Source organism: Variovorax gossypii (assembly GCF_003965815.1).
GTDB lineage: Bacteria > Pseudomonadota > Gammaproteobacteria > Burkholderiales > Burkholderiaceae_C > Variovorax > Variovorax gossypii.
Window position 1 is genome coordinate 1,095,332 of the sequence record NZ_RXOE01000001.1, and the last position, 15,564, is coordinate 1,110,895.

Consider the following 15,564-nt stretch of genomic DNA (forward strand, 5'->3'; position numbering starts at 1 on the left):
AAAAGGGAAGACATCATGAGCATCCGCATCGTCCGCCTCGGCACACCGCGCGCCCCCGACGAGGGCCTGCGCGTCGGCACCGTGCGCCGCCCGCCGCGCGGCGTTCCAAAGACCGAGTTCGCCTCGCAGGACTGGTACGACGTGTGGTACCCGAACCTCGCGCCCTCCGTCGAGACGATGAAGCAGGCGCAGGAAGCCCAGAAGGCGGAATCGCCCACGCAGTGGAACGCCTTCGTGCGCAAGTTCAAGGCCGAGATGGCCGAGCCCGACGCGAGTCGCAGCCTCGACCTGCTGGCCGCACTGTCCCACGGCGCGTCGCTGTCGGTGGGCTGCTACTGCGAGGAGGAGTCGCGCTGCCACCGCTCCGTGTTGCGCAGCCTGCTGGCGGAGCGCGGCGCGAAGATCGTCGACTGACCGGCCTGCTCAGGCCATCGGCGCGCCGAGGAACACCGGCAGGCTCTCGGCCTGCGCCGAGTACGCGGCCAGCGCCGGAAAGTCTTTCGGCGAGACGGCATCGGGCGTCATCAGCTGCGTGAAGGCCCAGGCCACGGCCGTCGAGACGCCGGCCTGCGTCATCGTCTCCTCGCTCGCGGATGGCGGCGCCTCACTCAGCTCCCGCTCGAGCGCCACGCACGCGGCGGCAAGCTGGCCGCGCACGCGGTCCATCCACGGCTGGTGCTGCTTCTGCGCCGGACGCAGCTTGCGCTCGTAGACGATCTGCACCGTCTTCTCGCAGGCCGCCAGTGCAAGCCCCGTGAGGCGCAGCTCGCGCAGCCGCTGCGGCGGGCCGGCGGGCATCAGGCTGCGCCCGCTCAGGGCTTGCGCGTAGTCGATGATCAGCGTCGAATCCATCAGCACCGTGCCGTCGTCGCAGACCAGCGTGGGAGCCTTCACCACCGGATTGATGGCGCTGAACTGCTCGAAGGTGCTGAAGAGCGAGATCGAGCGATGCTCGAAGGAAAGGCCGAGCAGGCGCAGCGAAATGGCGGTGCGCCGCACGTAGGGCGAGTCGAGCATGCCGACGAGTTGCATGGGTTCTCCTTGAAGACGGCCCCCGACGATACGGACGGCGCCGCGCGCCATGAATGGCAATCCATCGAAAATCGCGCTCGCAAACCGATCAACCATCGACAGCTGCGCACGTCGCCGCGTCCATCCCATGAACATCGACAAGAAAGACCGCCTGATCCTCGAAGCACTGCAGGCCGACGCGCGCCAGAGCCTGGCCGCCATCGGCAAGCGCATCGGCCTGTCGCAGCCGGCCATGAGCGAGCGCGTGCGCAAGCTCGAGGAAGCGGGCGTGATCGAGGGCTACGGCGCGCGCGTCAACCTGCGCGCGCTGGGCGTGGGGCTGCAGGCCATCATCCGCGTCGACACCACGCATGCGGGAATCGCCAGGTACCTGAAGCTGTTCGAGTCGATGCCCGAGGTGCTGAGCGCCGACCGCGTGACCGGCGAAGACTGCTTCTTCGTGCGCTGCGCGATCGCCGAGCCGGCCGACCTGGAGCGCGTGGTGGACGCGCTGGCGGTCGACGGATCGGTGACCACGTCGCTGGTGCTGTCGAGCCCGGTGAACAAGCTGGTCACCGTGCACGCGGCCAGGCCGCCGAAGAAATAGACGGGGACAGCCGCAGCCGTCAGCGCTGCGCCTTGTCCTTCTGGTTCTGCGCCTCGATGCGCTCGCGCGCGGCCAGCCAGTCGGAGTCGCTCCACTGGCGCAGCTCGTAGAAGTTGCCGCCGGTGGCCAGCGCGTTGCCGCCGTCCATCATGATGCTCTGGCCCGTGAGCCAGTCGCACTGGCCCGGCGCCATCAGGAAGGAAGCCAGGTTCTGCAGCTCGCTCATGCGGCCGGTGCGCGCCATCGGGTTGTTCTGCTTGCTGCGCGCGCCGGGCTCCTCGCCGGGGTTCAGGCGCTTGCTCATGCCTTCGGTCGGGATCTCGCCGGGGCCGACCGCGTTCAGGCGGATGCCGTAGCGCGCCCACTCGACCGCGAGCGACTTGGTCATGACCTCGATGCCGGCCTTGCTCATGGCCGAGGGCACGACGTAGGGGCTGCCGTTGTCGACCCAGGTGACGATGATGCTCATCACGCTGCGGAAGGCGTCGCCCGGCTTCCATTCGCCCGATCGGGCCTGCGCCACCCAGCGCTTGCCCACGGCATGCGTCACGTAGAAGCTGCCGTGGAACACGATGTTGGCGATGGCGTCGAACGCGCGCGGCGAGAGGCTCTCGGTGGGCGAGACGAAGTTGCCCGCCGCGTTGTTGACCAGCCCCGTGAGGCCGCCGCTCTGGAACAGGCTCTCGACCATCTCGTCGACCTGCTGCGCGATGCGGATGTCCACGCCGAAGGCGTCGATGCGCCGGCCCGGGAACTGCTGGCGCCATTCGGCCGCCGTCTCCTCGCAGACCGACTGGCGCCGGCCGCAGATGGCCACGTCGGCGCCGAGGCTCAGGAAGCGCTCGGCCATCGCGCGGCCGAGGCCGGTGCCCCCGCCAGTCACCAGGATGCGCTGGCCGCTCATGAGGGAAGCTTCAAACATGGTTCGTCTCCTTGGTCGATGAGAAGATGAAAAGGCGGCAGGAAACAGAGAGGAAAACAGTCGCCGCCACCGGCCGCATGCTACGCGCGCGGCGCCCCGGCGGCTTGCGGGAAGTGGCTCCGGCCCTCGGGCGAGAATGCGCGAAACGATTCTTCCGGAGACCAGGACCGATGCCGAGTTCAGCAGCCAGCCCCGCCGACGACCATGACTTCGCACCGCTGGGGGGCGTTCGCGTCCTCAGCCTCGCGCTGAACCTGCCCGGCCCCGCCGCGCTGCTGCGCTGCCGGGGCATGGGCGCCGCCTGCCTCAAGCTGGAGCCGCCGGGCGGCGACCCGATGGCGCTCTACAACAAGCCCGCGTATGCGGCGCTGCACGAGGGCATCGGCATCCAGACGGCCGACCTGAAGACGGAAGCCGGCCAGCAGCAGCTGCACGCCGAACTCGCGCGCACCGACGTGCTGCTCACCTCGTTCCGCCCCTCCGCGCTGCGCAAGCTCGGCCTCGACTGGCCGGCGCTGCAGGCGCGCCATCCGTCGCTGTCGCAGGTGGCCATCGTCGGCGCGCCCGGCGAGCGCGCCGAGGAGCCCGGCCACGACCTGACCTACCTCGCCGAAAGCGGCCTCGTCACCGGCACCGAGCTGCCGCCCACGCTCTACGCCGACATGGGCGGCGCCCTGCTCGCGAGCGAGGCGGTGCTGAAGGCCATGCTGCTGCGCTCGCGCAAGACGGGCGGCGTGTACCTGGAAGTGGCGCTGAACGCCTCGGCCGACTGGCTCGCCCTGCCGCGCACCTGGGGCCTCACGCAGCCCTCTGGCGCGGTCGGCGGCGCGCATGCCGGCTACCGCGTCTATCCCTGCGCCGACGGTCGCGTGGCGGTAGCCGCGCTGGAGCCGCATTTCGCGACCCGGCTCTGCGAGGCCGCGCAGATCGCCTCGCGCGACATGCTGGCGCCGGCCACGCGCGAAGCACTCGCCGCATGGATCGCGACGCGCACGCGCGCCGAGCTCGAAGCCATGGCCCGCGAGCGCGACGTGCCGCTGCTCACGCTGGCCGACTGATTGATCCGGCTCAGCGGCTCGCGCCGTCGCGCTGCCGGTCTTCGCGCTTGAGCGCGAGGTAGGTGTCGAGATCGATCTCGTGCAGCTGGCGCGGGTACTGCTCGGCGCCCGCGAACCAGCGCCGCTGGCGACGCTCGGCCTGGTCCGCCCCCGGGGCCGAGAGGTAGGCGTCGAGCGTCAGGAAGTAGCGCATCGCATTGCGCTCCACCAGCCCGCGCAGCCCGCGGATGTAGTCGGGCTGGCCCTCGGGCGTCTTGCCGACCACGGTGAAGCCCACCTTTTCACTGCCGAAGGTCGCCAGGTAGGCCATGGTGCCCAGCCGCACCATGGTGTTGTGGTCGTAGCTGTAGCTGAAGTGCAGGAAGCTCTTGCGCTCGTCGAGAGCCACGGCCTCGAGCGTCACGCGGTAGTTGCTGGTGCCCAGCGGGCCGCTCTCGGCGGAGAGCTCCACCAGCAGGTGCTCGGGCGAGTTGCTGCTGACCCGGTAGACGAAGGGCAGCTCGAAGGCCTGGTCGACCGGCTTGTCGTAGCGGCGCACCACGTAGAGCGTTAGCATCTCGCGCCCCTGCGGGTCGCTGGCGACGCTGCAGCGCCGGTTGTTGACGTGCAGGGTCAGCACGTCGCACCAGTGGGCGGAGCCCTTGAGCGCGGTGCTGATTTCGGCCAGCGGATGCTCCACCACGGCATAGACGTCGCCCTGAAGGCCGTCCGCCGTTTCCATGGAATCGAGCTGCACGGGCCGGCCGAAACTGCTGCGGCCGAGCTTGTCGATCATGCGCTGGTGGGTGGCGCGCAGCGCCTGGGCGGAGGAGTTCTCCGGCGCGGCCGCGAGCGACGACTGCATCGAGGAGGCCGCGAACAGCAGCAGCGCCGCCGCCAGGGTGCGTGTCCATGAAGCCGGCGGGTGGGGCGAACTGCTCATGGGCCACACCATACAACGGACCGCCCCGCCCTCGCCTTCAGTCGGACTGCGCGGGTTTGCTGCGCCGCACCAACAGCAGCATCGCGCCGGCCAGCAGCAAGGCGCCGCCCCACTGGCGCGGGGTCATCGCCTGCGAGAACAGCGCCGCGGCCAGCAAGGCGGCCACCAACGGCTCGATCAACGTGCCGACCACCGCCGCCGTCGGCGACAGGCGCCGTGCGCCCCAGGCGAAGGCCAGGTAGGCCACCGAGGTCGTCACCACGCCCGTGTAGCCCACGCCCAGCCACTGCGCTCCCCCGGCCGGCCAGGTGATGCCCGAAGGCCACGCGACCGCGAGCATGCACAGCGCCGCCACCGTCATGCCCCAGGCCGAGGCAGCGACTGCGGGCACCCGCGCCGGCATGCGCGCGTTGCCCAGCACCACCATCGCGTAGCAGAAGGCCGAGCCCAGCGACCAGGCCACGCCAGCCGTATGCCCCGGCGCCAGCGGGCCCCAGCCGCCGGCGGGCATCACCAGCAGCAGCACACCCGCCAGCGCGAGCAGCAAGCCCGCGACCAGCCTCGGGCCGAGGCGCTCGTAGCCTCGCAGCACCGACACCAGCGCGACGATCACCGGCGCGCAGCAGATCGAAATGACGGTAGGCAGCGCCGCGCCCAGGTGCACGATGCCGGCGAACCAGCAGCTCACGTTGAGCGCCATCGCCGCGCCCGTGGCCAGCATCTGCAGCCGCTCCCGGCGCGTGAGATCCACCCAGCCCGCATCGGGCATCGCGGGCGCCCGCCAGTGCAGCCACCACAGCAGCGGCAGCCCGAGCGCGAAGCGCGCCAGCGACAGGCTCTGCGGCGCGATGCCGCCGTCGATCAGGAATTGCGCCACCAGCGCACCGCCACCCCACAGGGCGCCGGCCAGCAGCACGCCGCCCCAGGCCAGGGCGGCAGACGTTCTTGCGTTCATTGTTGAAAGTTCTCCATAGCGCCCGCCATGGCCGATCGATCCAGGATCGGCAACAGGGAGCGGGCGTGACCATCCGAGCCGCCGGCCGGCCAGGGAGGCTCGGACGACGGCGACCGCTTGCGGGTCTCAGCGCGGCGCGAAAAGCGCGCGTCAGCTGCGGGTCACGGAGGGAGGAGAACGACGATGGGCCATGTGGCGTATCTTAGGCCCCCACACTTTTTCGAGGAACGGCACATGCCACTCGTGCGGATCGAGCTTTCCAGCGACAGCCCCGAAGCCCTGGGCCCCGCCATCGGGGACGTCGTCTACCAGGCCATGAGGGACACCATCAACGTACCGGAGCACGACAAGTTCCAGGTCATCACGCGGCACGCCCCGCACGAGCTGGTGCATCCGGCAAGCTACCTCGGCGTCGTGTACTCGCCCGGCTTCGTGCTGATCCAGATCACGCTGAACCAGGGGCGCACGACCGAGATGAAGAAGGCCTTCTACAGGCGCGTGGCCGACGACCTGCACGGCCAGCTGGGCATCCGGCGCGAGGACGTGTTCATCAACCTCGTCGAGGTGTCGAAGGAGAACTGGTCCTTCGGCAACGGGGAGATGCAGTACGCCTAGCGGCGAGAATCCCGCCGATGAAACGCCAGGGCACGCTCGTTCGATGGGAAAAGGACCGTGGCTTCGGCTTCATCCGCTGTCCCGACATCTCCGCCGATGTGTTCGTGCACCTGCGCGACTTCACCGATCGGGGCATGACGCCTCAGGTCGGCATGAAGCTGAGCTTCGAGGAGATCCACGTGGGAGGCAAGGGGCCTCGCGCGATGTCGGTGCAGGCGGCTGGTGCCGGGCGGCAATCGCAGCCGCCGCGCGAGCCGGCACGGCCTCGCGGTCGGCCCGATCGTTCGACCCGCGGGCCTGCACGATCTTCCTCATCCTCGCTGCCGATGGCGCTCCTGCTCACGGCATACGCCGCATTGCTGGGCTACGGCGTGTGGACCGCGCGCCTTCCCCTGATCGCGCTCGGCGCGTTGCTGCTGCTGAGCCTGCTGACCTTCTTCATCTACGGCTTCGACAAGAACGCGGCCGGAACGGACCGGCGGCGCACGCCGGAGAACACGCTGCACCTGCTCTCGCTGATCGGGGGCTGGCCGGGCGCCTGGTTCGCGCAGCGGCTGTTCCGCCACAAGCTGAGCAAGACGAGCTTCATGGCGGCTTACTGGGCCACGGTGCTGGCGCACATGGCAGCCATGGGCGCCTGGGTCGGCAAGCTCCTGCCGGCCCTTTGAGCCGGCTGGCTCAGCGCGGCTTGCGGATGTTGCCGCGCACCGGGCCGGAAGGCTTGCGCGCGGCCGAACCCGTGCCCGAGCCGTTGTCGCGCGGCGGCAGACCGGTGTGCTGCGTGAGGATGCGGCCCTTCGAGGGCTTCACCGGCGCCAGCTTGACCGGCGCGGCCTTGGCGGCAACAGGTGCGGCCGTCGAATTCTTGCGGCGCGCGCTGGTGTAGCCGCCGTCGGTCAGCGGCTGCCACGTCGGAATGAGATGGTGCTTGCCGTTGCCGATCAGGTCGGCACGGCCCATGCTCTTGAGCGCCTCGCGCAGCAGCGGCCAGTTGTTGGCGTCGTGATAGCGCAGGAAGGCCTTGTGCAGGCGGCGGCGCTTGTCGCCGCGCACGATGTCCACCGTCTCGCTCTCGCGCGTGATCTTGCGCAGCGGGTTGCGGTTGGAGTGGTACATGGCCGTGGCCGTGGCCATCGGGCTCGGGTAGAAAGTCTGCACCTGGTCGGCACGGAAGCCGTTCTTCTTGAGCCAGATCGCGAGGTTCATCATGTCCTCGTCGCTGGTGCCCGGATGCGCGGCGATGAAGTACGGAATGAGGTACTGCTTCTTGCCCGCTTCTGCCGAGTACTTCTCGAACATCTGCTTGAACTTGTCGTAGCTGCCGATGCCGGGCTTCATCATCTTCGTGAGCGGGCCCTGCTCGGTGTGCTCGGGCGCGATCTTGAGATAGCCGCCGACGTGGTGCTGCACCAGTTCCTTCACGTACTCGGGCGACTGCACCGCCAGGTCGTAGCGCAGGCCGGAGCCGATCAGGATCTTCTTGATGCCCTTCAACGCACGCGCCCGGCGGTAGATCTTGATGAGCGGGTCGTGGTTGGTGTTGAGGTTCTGGCAGATGCCCGGGTACACGCAGCTGGGCTTGCGGCAGGCGGCCTCGATCTCGGGCGACTTGCAGCCGATGCGGTACATGTTGGCCGTGGGGCCGCCGAGGTCGGAGATGGTGCCGGTGAAGCCCTTCACCGAATCGCGGATGGCCTCGACCTCCTTGATGATCGAATCTTCCGAGCGGCTCTGGATGATGCGGCCCTCGTGCTCGGTGATCGAGCAGAAGGTGCAGCCGCCGAAGCAGCCGCGCATGATGTTCACGCTGAAGCGGATCATTTCCCACGCGGGGATCTTGGTCGCGCCGTCGTGGCTGCCGTTCTCGTCGGCGTAGCGCGGATGCGGGCTGCGCGCGTACGGCAGGTCGAACACGTGGTCCATCTCGGCCGTGGTGAGCGGAATCGGCGGCGGGTTGATCCACACGTCGCGCGCCGTGGTGCCTTCGCCATGCGCCTGCACCAGCGCGCGGGCGTTGCCGGGGTTGGTTTCCAGGTGCAGCACGCGGTTGGCGTGCGCGTAGAGCACCGGGTCGCTGCGCACCTGCTCGTAGGCCGGCAGGCGGATCACCGAGCGCTCGCGCGGCGGCACCTTGGTCTTGCCCCTGCCCTGCAGCGCAGGGTTGGGCACGAAGTTCAGCGGCTTGATGGCGGGGTTGACCACCGAGCCCGCGGCCGATCCAGCGGCTTCTGCAGCCTTGGCAACGGCTTCGGCCTCTTCTTCCTTCGCGCAGGTGGCGCCGTTGGCCTTGGCCTGGTCGGACACCATCAGGTACGGATTGACGTGCGCCTCGACGCGGCCGGGCTCGTCCACGCTGGTGGAATCGATCTCGAACCAGCCTTCCGGCGTCTCGCGGCGCACGAAGGCGGTGCCGCGCACGTCGGTGATCTGCTGCACCGGCTCCTTGGCGGCCAGGCGGTGCGCGATCTCGACGATGGCGCGCTCGGCATTGCCGTACAGCAGCAGGTCGCACTTGGAGTCGACCACGATGGAGCGACGCACCTTGTCCGACCAGTAGTCGTAGTGGGCGATGCGGCGCAGGCTGCCTTCGATGCCGCCGAGGATGATCGGCACGTCGTTCCAGGCTTCCTTGCAGCGCTGCGAATACACGATGGCCGCGCGGTCGGGGCGCGAGCCGCCGACGTCGCCTGGGGTGTAGGCATCGTCGCTGCGGATCTTCCGGTCGGCCGTGTAACGGTTGATCATCGAATCCATGTTGCCGGCGGTGACGCCGAAGAACAGGTTCGGCTTGCCCAGCGCCATGAAGGGCTCGGCGCTTTGCCAGTCGGGCTGCGCGATGATGCCCACGCGGAAGCCCTGCGCTTCCAGCATGCGGCCGATGACCGACATGCCGAAACTGGGATGGTCGACATAGGCGTCGCCCGTGACGACGATGATGTCGCAGCTGTCCCAGCCGAGCGCTTCCATCTCCTTGCGCGTAGTCGGCAGGAATTTCGCCGTGCCGAAACGGGCCGCCCAGTACTTGCGGTAGCTGGTCAGCGGCTTGGCGGCACGCGCGAAAAAGGAGACGTCGACGGGAGCGTTCATCGGTGGGAGTTGACAGCGCCGTGGGAGCGCCGTTGTGGGCAACCTTCGATTTTAGGGTTTTCCACCATGCCTGTCGCCCTGCGTGACGTGTGACCGGACTTTCCCCATGGACTCATGACCGGTCAATTTGATTGCCAAAGTCAATCAACTGAATGACAATAGCAACCATGTCCACGACTTCGCCACCCATCGACACCGCCGCCGTCAAGGCGATCCGGCAGTTCAACCGCTTCTACACGCGCCGTATCGGCGCCCTCGACCCCTACCTGGGCAGCGCCATGTCGCTGACCGACGTGCGCGTCCTGTACGAGCTGGCGCACCGCGAGATGGCCGTCGCCAGCGAGATCGGGCGCGACCTCGGGTTCGACGCAGGCTACCTGAGCCGCATCCTTCGCCGCTTCGAGAACGAGGGCTGGCTGGTCCGCGAGCCCCATCCGCGCGACGCGCGCCAGAGCGTGCTGCGCCTGACCGAGGCGGGCCATGCCGCATTCGCGCCGTTGCAACAGAAGTCGCGCGAAGAGGCGGCCGCCCTGCTCGCCTCGCTCGCACCAGCACAGCGCCAGCAGCTGGTGCACGCCATGGGCACGGTGCAGTCGCTGCTCGATCCCCAGGCGCCGCCGGCAAGGCCGCAGGCCGCCATCCTGCGGGAGCCCGGCCCCGGCGACATCGGCTGGGTGGTGCAGCAGCATGGCGAAATCTACGCACGCGAATACGGCTGGAACAGCACCTTCGAGGCACTGGTGGCCGGCATCGCGGGCGAGTTCCTGCTCAAGTTCCAGCCCGAGTGGGAGCGCTGCTGGATCGCCGAGCTCAACGGCGAGCGGGTGGGCTCGATCTTCGTGGTGCGCAAGTCGGCCACGGTGGCGCAGCTGCGCCTGCTGATCCTCACGCCCGCCGCGCGCGGGCTGGGGTTGGGCGGCAAGCTGGTGGACGAATGCATCGCCTTCGCGCGCCTGAAGGGCTACCGGAAGATGGTGCTGTGGACCAACAGCTGCCTGACGGCCGCGCGCGGCATCTACGCCAGCCGCGGCTTCCAGCTCACGGGTTCCGAGCCGCACGAGGGCTACGGCACCCCGCTCGTGGGCGAGACCTGGGAATTGAAGCTCTAGTGCCAGGAACACCGCGGAACCGGCTTGGCCGGGCCGCAGGTGTTGCCCCCGGTAGGGGGTTGGCGAAGCGACACGAAGTGCGCGCAGCCTTGGGGGCGAGCAACAGTTATTGCATGAACCAGCCGTGGCTCACCACCAGTGACTGACCGGTGAGCGCATTCGTCGGGAAGCCCGCGAACAGCAGCGCCACGCGCGCCACGTCTTCCGTGGTGGTGAACTCGCCGTCGACCGTCTCCTTCAGCATCACGTTCTTGATGACTTCCTGCTCGGTGATGCCCAACGTCTTCGCCTGCTCGGGAATCTGCTTCTCGACCAGCGGCGTGCGCACGAAGCCCGGGCAGATCACGTTGGCGCGCACGCCGTGCTTGGCACCTTCCTTCGCGACCGTCTTCGCCAGTCCGATGAGGCCGTGCTTGGCCGTCACGTAGGGTGCCTTCAGCAGCGAGGCTTCCTTGGAGTGCACCGAGCCCATGTAGATCACGCTGCCGCCACGGCCCTGCGCGTACATGTGCTTCAGGCAGGCCTTGGTGGTGAGGAAGGCGCCATCGAGGTGAATGGCGAGCATCTTCTTCCAGTCGGCGAAGCTGAACTCCTCCACCGGGTGCACGATCTGGATGCCGGCGTTGCTGATGAGGATGTCGATGCCGCCGAAGGCAGCCGCGCCCTCTTCCACCGAGGCGTTGACCTGGTCTTCGTTCGTCACGTCCACGCCCACGCCGATGGCCTGCGCGCCCGTGGCCTTGAGCTCGGCCGCGGTGGCGTCGGCCGCCTCCTTGTTGAGGTCGGCGATGATGATCTTCGCGCCTTCCTGGGCGAACAGGATGGCGATCTCCTTGCCGATGCCGCTGGCCGAGCCGGTGATGTAGGCGACCTTGTCCTTGAGTTGCATGGTGATGTTCCTTGAGGGTTGGGGTTGGAAAGCCGGCGACCCGAAGCCGCCAGCAAGAATCAGGCGAGATAGTCGTGCTCGACGGTGCCTAGCGCGAGCGTCATGTCCGCGATGTAGTGCACCGCCGATTCGACCTTGCGCACGGGCAGATCGGCCACCGGCGCCAGCGCGTGCGGATGCAGTTCGAGCGAGCCGGGCCCGCCCCACGCGCCGTGCAGCGTCACGTCGACCATGTGATAGCGCACCAGCTCGCAGATGCGCGCCGTGCCGTCGACGTGCGGAATGATCTTGAGTAGGAAGTTCGGCTGCGCGATGCCCGCGAGGATGGGCGCCGGGTCGAGCGTGCGGTGCTTGAAGCCCATCGTGGCCTTGGCCACGCGCACCTTGCCGTAGTCGAGCGTGCCGACCACCACGTCGGTCTCGTAGTCGAGCACCGGCGAGGCGAGCTTCTTCGGAAAGCCCCAGAGCTCGCGCCCGCCCGCGATGGGCGGATGGTCGTTGAGGTACATCGCATGCACGTACGCCCCCTTCTCCACGCCCTTGTCGGTGCGCAGCTGCACCGGAATGACCTGGCCCGACTCGGTGTAGTCGCCGAAGCCGGTGGAGTCGGGCATGCGGATGAACTCGTACTTGACCAGCGGCTCGACAACCTCGAGCGGCTCGGGCACCACGGCGCGCAGGGCCTCGATGTCGGTGCGGTACGTGATGATCAGGAATTCGCGCCTGATGAAGCGATAAGGGCCTGGCGGAAAGGCGGGGCTGGTCAGCGGCATCGCGAATGCCGTTCGTCGCACGTCTTCAATGTTCATGATGCAAACATTTCCTCCTGGTGAAGCTGAAGCGTTGAAGTGACGGCCCAGTCTCGCGCTGGTTTCTTAGCCGGGGCTGAATCGCCCCTGGCCCCGGCGATTCATCGAGAAAGCCCAGGCCGCTTGACGCGCCCCGAACCGTGCTCGCCGAGGTCGAAGGTGGTCACGCCGTTCACGGTGGCATCGGCGCGCAGCGTCTCGGGGTGGGCCAGCGTCACGCGCATGTCGCGCGCACCGGCCTCCCAGTGCTCCTCGACCGCGGCGCGCGAGAACTCGTAGTCCTTCGACTCCAGCTCGTAGGGCTTGTCGCGGTAGATCAGGTGGAAGATGTCGATGGGCTCGTGCGTGAGCTGCGACTGCACTTCGTGCACGCTGGGGTCGTTGCGCAGGTGGGCCGGCAGCTTGGAGATCAGGTCGGCAATGGCCTGCTGCAGGTTCATGTTGGCGGCCAGCGCATCGGTGTTCATGCGCGTGCGGCTCGAGTAGGTGATGTCCTTCTGCCGCTCCATCACGCCGGCCATGTTGTGCGGCATCTCGCCGCGCGCATTGAACAGGTCGACCTGCAGCACCACCAGCGGCTCGCTGCGCGGATGCGTGTCGAGCACGTACTGCAGCGGCGTGTTCGAGACGATGCCGCCGTCCCAGTAGTCGTCGCCGTCGATGCTCACGGGCGCGAAGCCCGGCGGCAGCGCGCCGCTGGCCATGATGTGCTCGGGCCCGATCAGCTGGCGCGTGTTGTCGAAGTACACCGAGTTGCCGGTGCGCACGTTCACCGCCCCAACGCTGAAGCGCGCCTCGCAGGCGTTGATGCGGTCGAAGTCGACGAGGCGCTCGAGCGTGGACTTCAGCGGCGAGGTGTCGTAGTAGCTCAGCAGCGGCGCCGCCCCGCCCATCAGGAAGGCCGGCGAATAGCGCGGCTCGAAGAAGCCCGGAATGCCCACCAGCGAGGCCATGGTGGCGCTGAACTGGTTCTGGGTGGCGCGGTCGCCCAGCCATGGAGGCAGGCGCTGCGAAGGCCCGGAAGACACGAGATGCCAGAACTCGCGCAGCCGGTCGACCCGCTTTTCCTGTGCGTTGCCGGCGATCAGCGCGGCATTGATGGCGCCGATGGAAACGCCTGCGATCCAGTGCGGCTGCAGCTCGGTTTCGCTGAGCGCCGCATACACGCCGGCCTGGTAGGCGCCGAGCGCGCCCCCGCCCTGCAGCACCAGCGCCTTGCGGGCGGTGCGCATGTCCTCGCGGCGCGAGGCGAAGGGGTCGAGGGGCTTCCTGGATGCACTGGAAGCGGTGGAGGCGGCACGGGTTCGGGTTTTCTTCTTCGGTGGTGTCGTCGTCATGCGTTCATTTGACACCAGCCCCGAGACGCCAACCTGACGAGGGACTTATCCAGGGGCTGTGCCCCTGGAACGAAGTCACATCTTCGGCAGCATCTGCCCGCGAATCTCGCCGCCGGGGTTGGCGGCCGTGTGGATGTTGGCGTACCACTTGCCCGCCGACAGGTCCGCGGCCTGTGCCGGCGTGAGCGTGGCCTGGCCCTCGATCGGGCTTGCCGGGTTGGCGAAAGGCAGCACCACGCCGGCATTGGCGCCCGCGGCGGCCGGACCGTGGAAGTGCGCCATGGTGGCCGGGCCGCTCAGGCCGGTGTAGGTGATCTTGTACTTGAGCACGTTGGTGTCGCGGTCGAGCCAGGCCTCGGCCATGCCGCTGCCGCGCGTCATGTTGGGCGGGACTTCGCTGGCTGCGTTCATCGCGCCGCTGAAGCTCGCGACGTTCGACTTCGACATCATTCCGCAGCCGACCAGCGCGGCACTGGCCACCCCGGTAACGAGGGCTGCGCGCAAAAAGGTGCCATATTTGGTCATGAGCTTGATCTCCTGAGTAATGAAAGCCTCCACAGCATAGGCAGCGCGGAGGGCCTGTCTTGTCGGCCACCACCCCGACTTTGATGGCCGCCGGAGGGCCCGAGACGGCTGCAAGAGCTGCTGAACGGCGGCGAGAGGCTGAAAGAGAATGCAACGATGACTTCCACCTACCTCCCCACCGCCCGCAACGTGGTCGATTTCTGGCGCGAGGCCGGCCCCGACCGCTGGTTCGCCAAGAACGATTCCTTCGACGCCGACTTTGCCCTGCGCTTCTCGCAGGCCCACCAGGCGGCAGCCCGTGGCGAGCTCGATCATTGGGCGTCCGACGCCGAAGGCGCGCTGGCCCTGCTCGTGCTGCTCGACCAGTTTCCCCGCAACACCTGGCGCGGCAATGCGCACATGCTGGCCACCGACGGCAAGGCTCTGGCCGTGGCGAAGCAGGCGATCGAGGCGGGCTTCGACCGGCAGTGCGAGCCCGTGCTGCAACGTTTCTTCTACCTGCCCTTCATGCACTCGGAGGTGCTGGCCGAACAGGAGCGCTCGGTCGAACTCAACGCCGCGCTCGACGACAACACGCAGCGCTATGCCGTGCTGCACCGCGACATCGTCGCGCGCTTCGGCCGCTTTCCGCACCGCAACAGCATGCTCGGGCGCACCAGCACGGCGGAGGAGCAGAAGTTCCTGGACGAAGGCGGCTTCGCCGGCTGACCGGTACGCGGCGACGGCACTCAGCTGTCGTTGTGCGGCAGCGGCACCTCGCGCGTGGGCGAAGGGTTCAGCTCGGCGATGCCCTTGGTGTCCTTCATCGAGCCGTAGGTGCGCGCGTAGACCCAGGTGAACTCCGCGCCCAGCAGGAAGATCTGCGCCGAGTAGTACACCCACACAAGCACCACTACCAGCGAGCCCGCAGCGCCGTAGCCCGAGGCCACGCTGCTCTTGCCGATGTACAGGCCGATCAGGTGCTTGCCCACGGTGAAGAGCAGCGCCGTCACCGCCGCGCCCACCCACACGTCGCGCCACTGCACCTTGGCGCGCGGCATGATCTTGTAGATCATCGCGAAGATCGCCGTCACCATCGCGAAGCTGAAGACGAAGTTGACGAGCTGCGCGGTCGTCTCCCAGGCGCCGAACACCGGCGACCACCACTTGCCCAACGCCGCGAGCCCGGCGCTCGCAACCAGCGACACCATGAGCAGGAAGCCGATGCCCATGATCATGCTGAACGACAGCAGCCGCACGCGCAGCATGTTGAACAGGCCCTTGTTCTTGACGCGGGCCGGCGCGCGCCAGATGCGGTCCAGCGCGTCCTGCAGCTCGCCGAAGACGGTGGTGGCGCCCACCACCACCAGGCCGATGCCGATCACCGTGGCCACGATGCCCTCGGCCGGCTTGTTGACGGCCTTCAGCATGCCCTGCACCGCAGCCGCGCCCTGCTCGCCCATCAGGCCCGAGAGCTGGGCGAAGATCTCGCCGCGCGCGGCCTCCTGCCCGAAGACCAGCCCGGCCACCGCGATCACGATCAGCAGCAGCGGCGCGATCGAGAACACCGTGTAGTAGGCCAGTGCGGCGCCCATGCTCGGGGCATAGTCGTTCGACCACGAATTGAAGGCCCGGCGGCAGAGATCGAAGAGCGCGCGCAGTTGCGTGACCATGCTGGAATGTCCTCCATGAAGCGGCCGGGCACCGCGCTGTCGCTGCGGTGCCCGGCGTGTTGAAAG

The 15,564-nt window shown here is 68.2% G+C and carries 17 protein-coding genes; 7 read left to right on the plus strand and 10 right to left on the minus strand.

All coding sequences use genetic code 11. The features are described 5' to 3' along the window. Window positions 1–15: 15 nt before the first annotated feature. On the plus strand, window positions 16–414 hold the full coding sequence (locus tag EJP69_RS05115; protein WP_126468901.1) for a DUF488 domain-containing protein: 399 nt from the start codon (window positions 16–18) through the stop codon (window positions 412–414). 9 nt (window positions 415–423) lie between these two features. On the opposite strand, the gene EJP69_RS05120 is transcribed toward EJP69_RS05115, so the two are convergent. Next, window positions 424–1,032, minus strand: coding sequence for a glutathione S-transferase (locus EJP69_RS05120; protein WP_126468902.1), 609 nt, complete (start codon window positions 1,030–1,032; stop codon window positions 424–426). Between the two features lie 127 nt (window positions 1,033–1,159). On the opposite strand from EJP69_RS05120, the gene EJP69_RS05125 reads away from it, so the two are divergent. Then, complete coding sequence (locus EJP69_RS05125) at window positions 1,160–1,618, plus strand: Lrp/AsnC family transcriptional regulator (protein ID WP_126468903.1); 459 nt, start codon at window positions 1,160–1,162, stop codon at window positions 1,616–1,618. A 19-nt stretch (window positions 1,619–1,637) separates the two neighbouring features. Here EJP69_RS05125 and EJP69_RS05130 read toward each other — a convergent pair whose 3' ends face one another. After that, entirely contained in the window at window positions 1,638–2,540 is a 903-nt protein-coding gene (locus EJP69_RS05130; protein WP_126468904.1) for an SDR family oxidoreductase, read from the minus strand. 170 nt (window positions 2,541–2,710) lie between these two features. On the opposite strand from EJP69_RS05130, the gene EJP69_RS05135 reads away from it, so the two are divergent. Continuing rightward, complete coding sequence (locus tag EJP69_RS05135) at window positions 2,711–3,598, plus strand: CoA transferase (protein WP_126468905.1); 888 nt, start codon at window positions 2,711–2,713, stop codon at window positions 3,596–3,598. A 10-nt stretch (window positions 3,599–3,608) separates the two neighbouring features. On the opposite strand, the gene EJP69_RS05140 is transcribed toward EJP69_RS05135, so the two are convergent. Continuing rightward, a complete protein-coding gene (locus tag EJP69_RS05140) occupies window positions 3,609–4,520 on the minus strand; it encodes a hypothetical protein (RefSeq protein ID WP_093202197.1) in 912 nt (303 codons plus the stop codon). A gap of 37 nt (window positions 4,521–4,557) precedes the next feature. Continuing rightward, on the minus strand, window positions 4,558–5,475 hold the full coding sequence (locus tag EJP69_RS05145; protein WP_126468906.1) for a DMT family transporter: 918 nt from the start codon (window positions 5,473–5,475) through the stop codon (window positions 4,558–4,560). 234 nt (window positions 5,476–5,709) lie between these two features. On the opposite strand from EJP69_RS05145, the gene EJP69_RS05150 reads away from it, so the two are divergent. Both EJP69_RS05150 and EJP69_RS05155 read left to right on the plus strand, forming a co-directional pair. Then, window positions 5,710–6,090: a tautomerase family protein gene (locus EJP69_RS05150; RefSeq protein ID WP_093201479.1), complete on the plus strand. Its 381-nt coding sequence runs from the start codon at window positions 5,710–5,712 to the stop codon at window positions 6,088–6,090. Window positions 6,091–6,107: 17 nt separating this feature from the next. After that, a complete protein-coding gene (locus EJP69_RS05155; RefSeq protein ID WP_126468907.1) occupies window positions 6,108–6,758 on the plus strand; it encodes a cold shock and DUF1294 domain-containing protein in 651 nt (216 codons plus the stop codon). Window positions 6,759–6,768: 10 nt separating this feature from the next. On the opposite strand, the gene EJP69_RS05160 is transcribed toward EJP69_RS05155, so the two are convergent. Next, window positions 6,769–9,177 (minus strand): YgiQ family radical SAM protein, encoded by a 2,409-nt coding sequence (locus tag EJP69_RS05160; protein WP_126468908.1) that lies wholly within the window; start codon window positions 9,175–9,177, stop codon window positions 6,769–6,771. 167 nt (window positions 9,178–9,344) lie between these two features. On the opposite strand from EJP69_RS05160, the gene EJP69_RS05165 reads away from it, so the two are divergent. Beyond that, entirely contained in the window at window positions 9,345–10,286 is a 942-nt protein-coding gene (locus EJP69_RS05165) for a bifunctional helix-turn-helix transcriptional regulator/GNAT family N-acetyltransferase (protein WP_240652036.1), read from the plus strand. 106 nt (window positions 10,287–10,392) lie between these two features. On the opposite strand, the gene EJP69_RS05170 is transcribed toward EJP69_RS05165, so the two are convergent. From EJP69_RS05170 to EJP69_RS05185, 4 genes are all read right to left on the minus strand, one after another. Then, window positions 10,393–11,175 (minus strand): 3-hydroxybutyrate dehydrogenase, encoded by a 783-nt coding sequence (locus EJP69_RS05170; RefSeq protein WP_019653083.1) that lies wholly within the window; start codon window positions 11,173–11,175, stop codon window positions 10,393–10,395. Window positions 11,176–11,234: 59 nt separating this feature from the next. Beyond that, window positions 11,235–11,984 carry an acetoacetate decarboxylase gene (locus tag EJP69_RS05175; protein WP_126468909.1) on the minus strand — a complete coding sequence of 250 codons (750 nt, stop codon included), beginning with the start codon at window positions 11,982–11,984 and terminating at the stop codon, window positions 11,235–11,237. A 101-nt stretch (window positions 11,985–12,085) separates the two neighbouring features. Further along, entirely contained in the window at window positions 12,086–13,216 is a 1,131-nt protein-coding gene (locus EJP69_RS05180) for a patatin-like phospholipase family protein (RefSeq protein ID WP_093304847.1), read from the minus strand. 180 nt (window positions 13,217–13,396) lie between these two features. Continuing rightward, window positions 13,397–13,846, minus strand: coding sequence for a CHRD domain-containing protein (locus tag EJP69_RS05185; RefSeq protein ID WP_093201492.1), 450 nt, complete (start codon window positions 13,844–13,846; stop codon window positions 13,397–13,399). 156 nt (window positions 13,847–14,002) lie between these two features. Between EJP69_RS05185 and EJP69_RS05190 the strand changes: the two genes are divergently transcribed. Beyond that, the gene (locus EJP69_RS05190) at window positions 14,003–14,554 is read left to right on the plus strand and encodes a DUF924 family protein (protein ID WP_093201495.1); all 552 of its coding nucleotides are present in this window, start codon (window positions 14,003–14,005) and stop codon (window positions 14,552–14,554) included. Window positions 14,555–14,574: 20 nt separating this feature from the next. Here the strand turns inward: EJP69_RS05190 and EJP69_RS05195 are convergent, their stop codons facing one another. Next, on the minus strand, window positions 14,575–15,498 hold the full coding sequence (locus EJP69_RS05195; protein WP_126468910.1) for a YihY/virulence factor BrkB family protein: 924 nt from the start codon (window positions 15,496–15,498) through the stop codon (window positions 14,575–14,577). Window positions 15,499–15,564: the final 66 nt, after the last annotated feature.